Annotated in this window: 7 protein-coding genes; all 7 read right to left on the bottom strand. The window is 65.0% G+C overall.

Features of this window, described 5'->3' with window-relative positions; genetic code table 11:
• Window positions 1–4: 4 nt before the first annotated feature.
• Window positions 5–412 carry a hypothetical protein gene (locus ACH4S9_RS18090; RefSeq protein WP_385338677.1) on the bottom strand — a complete coding sequence of 136 codons (408 nt, stop codon included), beginning with the start codon at window positions 410–412 and terminating at the stop codon, window positions 5–7.
• A complete protein-coding gene (locus ACH4S9_RS18085) occupies window positions 409–873 on the bottom strand; it encodes a YbaB/EbfC family nucleoid-associated protein (protein ID WP_385338680.1) in 465 nt (154 codons plus the stop codon). Before ACH4S9_RS18085 ends, ACH4S9_RS18090 begins: the two co-directional genes overlap by 4 nt.
• An 82-nt stretch (window positions 874–955) precedes the next feature.
• On the bottom strand, window positions 956–4,849 hold the full coding sequence (locus ACH4S9_RS18080; RefSeq protein WP_398372844.1) for an AAWKG family protein: 3,894 nt from the start codon (window positions 4,847–4,849) through the stop codon (window positions 956–958).
• A 100-nt stretch (window positions 4,850–4,949) separates the two neighbouring features.
• Window positions 4,950–5,438, bottom strand: a complete 489-nt coding sequence (locus ACH4S9_RS18075; RefSeq protein WP_361181833.1) for a type VII secretion system-associated protein — start codon at window positions 5,436–5,438, stop codon at window positions 4,950–4,952.
• Between the two features lie 110 nt (window positions 5,439–5,548).
• Window positions 5,549–5,872, bottom strand: a complete 324-nt coding sequence (locus ACH4S9_RS18070; RefSeq protein WP_385338687.1) for a WXG100 family type VII secretion target — start codon at window positions 5,870–5,872, stop codon at window positions 5,549–5,551.
• A 76-nt stretch (window positions 5,873–5,948) separates the two neighbouring features.
• Window positions 5,949–6,284, bottom strand: a complete 336-nt coding sequence (locus tag ACH4S9_RS18065) for a hypothetical protein (protein WP_385338690.1) — start codon at window positions 6,282–6,284, stop codon at window positions 5,949–5,951.
• Between the two features lie 53 nt (window positions 6,285–6,337).
• Window positions 6,338–7,789, bottom strand: a complete 1,452-nt coding sequence (gene eccB / locus ACH4S9_RS18060; protein ID WP_398372841.1) for a type VII secretion protein EccB — start codon at window positions 7,787–7,789, stop codon at window positions 6,338–6,340.
• Between the last annotated feature and the right edge of the window lie 18 nt (window positions 7,790–7,807).

Here is a 7,807-nt window from a genome sequence, read left to right as displayed (position 1 = left end):
GGGGTCAGTGCTTTCCGCTGCCGGACTCGTCGTCGCTGGAGTCCTCGTCGTTGGACTCGTAGCCGCTGTCGGAGTCGGCAAGACGTTCCTGCTGCGCGATCAGCTCGGTCACGTCGGCATGAACGGCTTTGACGCTGTCGAGACTCTCCAGCAGCGCGGATTCCACCGCCTCTATCGCCAACCCGAACGAGTCGATCGTTTCGGTGAGCGTCAGCGTCGTCTTCTCGTCGTCGGGCTCGGTCTTCTTGTAGAAGTCGTCCGGATCGTCGGGGTCGCCGTTCCAGCCCTTGTACCTCTCATGGTCGGCCAGGTACTGCCCCTTCAGCACCCTGGCTCGTTCCCCCAGACCGTGCAGGCCGTTGAGCGCTCCCCGAATCTTGCCCAGGTCCAAGTCATACGTGTCGTCACTCATCGCCGTCCTCCGGAAACATCCGGGTCCTCGTGGATCTCGTCGCGCAACCGGTCCCCGGACGACCTGCCGCCACCCGCTCGCCGGCCGCCCTCGAACGCCGACCCGAAGAGCCGGTCCCAGTCGACGTCGATGTCCCGGGACCCCGGGACATCGGGGTTCGCCGCCATCAGCGGGCGGAAGGTGTCCATCACCCGCTGGGCGACCTGCTGACGCCCCCGCTGGGCCGCCTCCAGCACCGAGGCGGCCAGTTGCGGTCCGGTCATGCTCAGGTACTTGTTGTCCAGGAACGTCAGCCCGCTCAGCTCTCCCTGCGGGCCGATGGTGACCTCGACCGCACGGTCCCGCGAACGGGCCGTCGCGTTGGTGCCCGCGAGGTCCTGCTCAGCGCGGGCGATGGCGGCCCTCGTGGCTTCGAGGTGGGCCCTGGCCTGATGAATGCGCTCTGCGTACGGCTCGTTCAACGGGTGCTCCTCGGGCTGGTCGAGCTGGTTGGGCTGGTCGGGCCGGCTGCACGGTTCCCCGGAACAACGGCGCGGCGGGGGCTCATCGGCCGATCACGGCCGGCGAGCCGCCTTCGTCGCTGCCCCAGACGTCCTCGTCCTCCGGCACCCACGCGTCGCGCTCGCGGTCGTCGGTCTGGGTCGCCACCTGGCCGGGCGACCCGGCTCCGCCCGCGCCGCCCATCGGCGGCAGGAACGGGGTGCCGCCACTGGTGATCACGTTCTCGCGCTCGTCGAGGGGCCCGCCACCGGGGCGGCCGGGCCTGGGGGTCGCCCGGCGGTTACTGACCACGTCGTCGCTGTCGATCACGTTGCGGACCCGCTCGGAGGGGCCGCCCTCGCCACCGCCGGCGCCGCCACCGCGTCCGGGCATCGTTCCGGGGTTGAGCGGCATGCCGCCGCCCCCCGGCGCCCCGGGCTGGTTCTGGTTGCCGGCGTTGGCCGCCGCCTGGTTGTTGCCGTTGCCGTTCTGGTCACCGGGCGACTGATACGGATCCTTGTCCCACAGCTCCTCCTCGTACGAGGACGGGTCGTACAGCGAATTGGAGTTGCCGCCTCCACTGCCCCCGATGTTGCCGAAGTTGGATCCGGGGGACTGTTGCTGGAAGTCCGGGAGTGAGTTGCCGCTTCCGTTCAGGTGCCCCGTGACCGACTTGCCGTCCGGGTCGGTGATCGAGGTGCCGCCGGTGTCCGGATCGACCGTGGTCTTGCTGCCGTCCGGGTACTCCGTGACGACCTGTCCCTGCGGATCGATGTGCGACCTGCTGCCGTCGGGGTTGTTGAGGACGTTATCGACGTTGAGCGGCCCGGAACGCGTGTGGCCGTCCGGGTCGGTGATGCTGGAAGTCTGGTTGTCCGGATCGATCGTGGTGATGTGACCGTCCGGGTACTCCGTGACCACCCGGCCGTGAGAGTCAATGTGCGACTCGCTCCCACCGGGGTTGTGCAGTGAGTCATCGCCGTTCACCGGCCCCGTGATCAGGTCGTGTGACATCGGCGGCAAGTTATCGCCGTTCAGTGCGCCGCCAATTTGGTTGAGCGCCTGCTCCTGCTGTTTCTGGTACTGCTCTTGCTGCTGCTGGTACTGCTCCTGCTGGTATTGCTGCTGTTGTTGTTGCTGCTGGAACTGCTTGTCCTGGTACTCCCGCTGCCGCTGCTGGTACTCCTCGTCCCTCTTCTGCTGCTCTTCCTGTTGCTGCTCCTGCCGCTGTTGCTGCTCCTCCTGGTACTGCTGTTGCTCTTTCTGGTACTGCTCCTGCTTCTTCTCCTGCTCCGCCTGCTTGGCCTCGGCCTCGTTCTCCTTCTGCCCCTGCTCCTTCTGGAGCTGCTCCCGTTCCTCCTTCTGCTCCTTCTGGAGCTGCTCCCGCTCCTTCTCCTGCTCCTTCTGAAGCTGCTCCTGCTTGGCCTCCTGCTCCTTCTGAAGCTGCTCGCGCTCCTTCTCCTGCTCCTTCTGAAGCTGCTCCTGCTCCTTCTCCTTCTGCCCCTGCTCCTTCTGAAGCTGCTCCTGCTCCTGCTTCTGCTCCTTCTGGAGCTGCTCCCGCTCCTTCTCCTGCTCCTTCTGAAGCTGCTCCTGCTTGGCCTCCTGCTCCTTCTGAAGCTGCTCCTGCTCCTGCTTCTGCTCCTTCTGAAGCTCCTCCTGCCTGGCCTCCTGCTCGGCCTGCTTCTGCTCCTGCTCCTTCTCCTTCTGCTCCTGCTTGGCCTCCTGCTCCGCCTGCTTCTGCTCAGCCTCCTTCTCGGCCTCCGCCTGCTTCTGCTCCTGCTCCGCCTCCTTCTGCTCCTGCTTGGCCTCCTGCTCCGCCTGCTTCTGCTCGGCCTCCTTCTCGGCCTCCGCCTGCTTCTGCTCCTGCTCCGCCTCCTTCTGCTCCTGCTCCTTCTTCGCCCGCTCCTGCTCGGCCTTCTGCTGAGTCACCTGGCTGATCTGGAACTGCTGCTGCTGTTGCTGGTACTCCTCCTGCTTCTTCTGCTGCTCCTCCTGCTTGGCCTCGGCCTCTTTCTCCTTCTGTTCCTGCTCCTTCTCCGCCTCGGCCTGCTTCTGCTCCTGCTCCTGCTCCTGCTGCTCCTGCTTGGCCTCCTGCTCCTTCTGGTCGGCCTCGGCCTCCTTCTTCGCCTGCTGCTGCTCCTGCTCGGCCTCCTTCTCCTTCTGCTCCTGCTTGGCCTCCTGCTCCGCCTGCTTCTGCTCAGCTTCCTTCTCGGCCTCGGCCTGCTTCTGCTCCTGCTCCTTCTCCTTCTGCTCCTGCTTGGCCTCCTGCTCCGCCTGCTTCTGTTCCTGCTCCTTCTCCTTCGCCGCAGCCTTGGCTTCGGCTTCCTTCTCCTTCTGTTCCTGCTCCTTCTCCTTCTGCTCCTGCTTGGCCTCCTGCTCCTGCATGTACTTGTCCTGCTTGGCCTCGGCTTCCTTCTCCTTCCGCTCCTGCTCAGCCTCGGCCTCGGCCTGCTTCTCTTCCCACTCCTTCTCCTTACGGGCAGCCTCTTCCTTAGCCTCCTTCTCCTTCTCCTCCTGCTCCTTCCGGTACTTCTCCTCCTTCTCCTCCTGCTCCTTCTGGTACTTCTCCTGCTTCTCCTCCCACTCCTTCTCCTTCTCCTCCTGCTCCTTCTCCTTCTTCTTCTGCTCCTCCTCCCACTCCTTCTCCTTCTTCTCCTGATCCTTCTCCTTCTGCTCCGCCTCCTTCTTCTCCTTGTCGGCCACGTCCTCCTCGTACTCCTTGGACAGGCTGTCCCCGCTCGATGTCTTGATCGTGCCAAGATCGAATACCGAGGGGCTCCACGCGTCGTGCACCGTCCGCAGCGCGAAGTCGGCGTTGTCGACCAGGTTTTCCTCGACGGATTTCTTCCACCGCTCGATCGCCGCCTGACCGACCGCCTTCCAGGTCTCCAGACTGTTCAGCGGGCCGTAGTTGTGGCCCTTTTCGTCGACGGCATCCTGGCGGAACTTACCGGTGGCGTGATAGGTGGTTTCCGTTTCGCCACGGGCACGGGTATGCACTTTGTAGGTGATTTTCGTGATGTTGTGGTCCCACACGTGGTCGGTGATCTTCGACAGCAGGTCGGAGAGGAAGCTCAGCGGGTTACCATCTTTCGCTTCCCACGTGGCCCAGTCCTGCTGGAGTCCCCGGGCCGCGTTCTTGAACACGTCACCTGCGATCCGGATGGCGTCGCCCGGTACGGAAAACAGCGCACCGTTGCGCAGGTCGTCGGCGTAGTCCTCGTACCGCTTGTTCAGCATGTGGATGAGATGCCAGAAGACGCCGGCTGCCGTGCCCTTCCACGCCTCGTTCTCCTGCATCCCGACCCGCTTGTGCCATTCCTCCAGTTCCGCCTGGCGGTTGACGTAGAACCGGGCGACGCGGTCGAAGGCGCCGGCCGCCCTGTCGAACGACGCGAGATCGACGACCCGTTCGGGGGGCACGGATATTCCGTTCCACTCGAAGCCAGTCGTACCACCGTCGTTGTCGAGCAAAGCCTCAAGGGCCCGGCCCGTTCCGTAGGCGTACTGCGTGTGCGGGCCGGTGTCCCACTCCGTCCCGTTGTCCGACTTCTTGAAGTCGTTGTCGTACCTGGCCTTGTTCTTGCCCCCCTCGTACACACCGCCGGTCGGCCTGTCTTCCATGTTGTGGTTGCCCAGGAGCGTGAACCGTGCCTTGTAATAGGTGACTTCGTCTCCCGACGCTTCTTCGCCGGACTCCTCCTCGTCCCCCGTCTTGTAGAAGGGGATCACGAAGTCTGTGTTGTTTATGTTGCGACCCGCGTTATCGACGCGCCATTGAAGGTCATCCACATCGACGTAGGTGACGCTTTTCTGCTTGGTGAGTTGCACCTTCATCAGCGGGATTTCGTCGTTGCCGAACCACTCCTCAAACAACGTGTCGATCTTTGGCGCTTCGTAACCGGTGAAATAGTAGATCGCCTGCTGCCAACGATCACTTTCCTTGGAAAACGGCACGGCGGCGCCTCCATCGGGCGGGGGAACGAAGGGGGGTGTGGGGTACTGCGGCACTCAGCCGGGACGACTACCGATCACTTGTTGTCATGATTCTTGACCATCAGTTTTCATCGTTCTCGCCATCGCCCCCGCCGGAGCCCGACCCCCCGGAAGTCAGGTCGTCCTCCACGTCTTCGAGGCCGTCGAGGAACTTCTCGCCATCGATCTTGGCCAGGTTGCCATCCTGCGTCTTCAGCAACGTATGGACGGTTTCCCGCAGGTTTTCCTCGATGTCGTCGAACAGCGTCTGCTGTTCCTCAATCATCCCCACGATCTGGTCGATGAGAGCCACCAGGGTCTTGTGCAGGTGCGCCCCGTTGGTCAGCTCCTCCCCATCACCGGTCATAGCGCCGATCGTGAGGGGCAGCTGCGTCCCCGAAGGGATGGGGGGATCCGCGAAATCATGCGGATTCTCCTTCTTCAGGCTGCCCAGCGCGGGAATATCACCCCTATCCTTGAGGATGTGTTTCAGCTCCACCTGGAAGTTGTGCACATCGACGTTGATGAAGTTCTCCATCCACTTCTTGTTCAGCTGAATCTGTTCGGCCATCTCACTGCCCCTTCTCGCCGGTCGCTGCTCTCCGTGGATGTCCTATGCCGAAACGGGCGACCGCCCACGTGTCTCAAACGCGCAGACGGTCGCCCGTACCGCACCGTGCCTCAGCGGCCGATCTTCACGCTTTCCCAGCCCTGCGTGAGGTTGCGCTGGTTGGTCCGGTAGTTGTCGCCGATCTCGTTGAGCAGCGTCGCATGGCTCGCGAGAAGTGACTTCATCTTCTCGACGGCCTCGTGCCATTTCTGCTGCTTTTTGACGTAGACCTCCTGGTCGTCACCCTCCCAACTGCTGATGAGCTTCTGCATGTCCTCTTCGTACTGGGCGAGGGCCTTTTCTATCTGCTGAGTCTGCAGACGCATGTCCTCAGCCGCGTTGTCGGTATGCGTGAACTGGACGTAGATCTGCCCGTCGGAGAAGTCAGTTGACACAGCACGTGCCTCATTTCGCTTCGGGGGGTTGGGGAAATGCGGGACGGGTCCGGGTGTCCGTCACCCGGGGTTTCACTCAGCCGTGCAACGCGTCGAAAATCGACTGCGACTGCGAGTACTGCTGGTCAACGGCGTCGTTCTGCGAACCCTGCGTCAGGTTGTTCTGCCGGAGCGTCTCGTTCAGCTGGTCGATGACGTCGCTGAGGTTCTTCGAGATGACCTCGGCCTGGTCGTCCCACTGCCGCAGCAGGTCCTGGTACTTCTGACCGTCACTGCCTCCGTAGGCGTTGCCCACGTTGATCTTCGTGTTCTCGACGTCCTGGCGGCTGAGCTGGATGTTGCTGAACGTCTGTTCCGTGGCGGAGATTCCGTTGCGGGTTGCGCTCTCTTCTGACCTCGTCAGTCCTGACATGCGATGCCCCTTCGGCTGTTATCCGCCACCAGGCAGGGTGCGCTGGCGGCCTGTCATTTCTCTGTTCCACACCGCGGCGCCGAGGATTTACTGCGCCCCTCGCTCGCCGCCTCTGGGGTCAGATCCGGGCCCGTTGGCAGCATGGCCAGCAGTGAGGACGGAAGGGCCTGCGCCTCGCCCTCGCTGTATCCCAGCGCCTTCAGGGAATCGGCCGCGGGCAGCCGGTATTTCATTCCGGTGTCCGTCACCAGGTACAGCGTGTTGCCGACCTCGCCGCCGCCCGCGCCCAGCACATGCACCAGTGCGCCTCCGCCCGGCCGCACCGTGATCCGGTTGACCGTCACACACGCCGGGACCAGCCCCTCCGGCGGGGCCTGCGTGGTCGGGCCGAGATCCACGTCGCGGATCAGGGCCACGCTCACCCGCGTACCGTCGCTCCCGGACTCCACTCCGACGCACGGTGTCCGTCCGGCGCCGAGGTCCACCGGCTCCGGCGGGGTCGCCGGCTGCCGCTTCCCCGTCTCCACCTCCGTCGTGTCCGGGGCCAGATGGCCGCTCAGCACGTCGGCGCCCAGGCTCGCGGGCGACACCGCCCCGCCCGCGTACGCCTGCTTCCGGGTGTCCGGATCGCCGAGGACCAGCGCCGCACCGGTGGCGGTCAGCGGGGCAAGCCCCTCCTTGCGCAACAGGTAGTAGCGGGCGGTGCCACCCGGCGCGGCGACCTTGAAGACCTGGCCGACCCGGGTCTTGAGTCCGCCCAATGCCGGCCCCTGCCCGCCCCGGCCCGGCACGTCGGCCGGGGCCAGGTCCGGGCCCGTGGGCAGGGAGTTGAGGAACGCGGCCGAGACCGGCACCGGCTTGGTGGAGCCGTAGCCCAGCGCCTCGGCGGCGTTGGCCTTCTGGTCGAGCCGCAGCCTGCGGCCCTGCCACACCAGGTAGTCGTCGTTGTCGGGCCCGCTCACCAGCAGCCCCTGCCCCGACTTCAGCCCCGCGCCGTCGGCCTTGGCGCCCACGGCCACCGTGGTGCCGGTCGCTCCGCTGGTGTTGCCGGAGCACACCTGCCACGGGTCACCGGTCAGGTTGCCGTTGCCCGGCGGCTCGTCGGGGGCGCCGCTGATGCCGACCGGCGAGCCGTGCGGGGTGCCGCGCAGCGACTTGCTCCCGATGGTCATGACCTTCATCTGGTCACCCGCGAGCAGCCGCGCCGAGGTGTGGTTGCGCACCGGGCGCAGCCGTCCGCCCAGGTAGAGGTAGCGGGTGCCGGTCTCCTTGTTGATGACCAGCGTGCCCGGGTCCCGCCAGGAACTCTTCGTGCCGGGGCTGAGCAGGCCGAAGACGAACGATCCGGCGCAGAGCAGGATCCCGATGAGGACGCTGATGGTCACGGCCCGGTTGGTCCTGCCCTGCGGGCTCTCCGGGGCGTCGGGATCCGCGCGCAGCATGGCGGATGTCAGCCGCCCCATGACGAACATGTGCGCCTGGACCTGATCGCGCTTCGTCTGCATCGGTCACTCCCTTCCGTC

The sequence above is a fragment of the Streptomyces sp. NPDC021225 genome (genome assembly GCF_044332865.1).
Taxonomy (GTDB): Bacteria; Actinomycetota; Actinomycetes; order Streptomycetales; family Streptomycetaceae; genus Streptomyces.
This window is presented reverse-complemented; position numbering and strand designations above follow the sequence as displayed.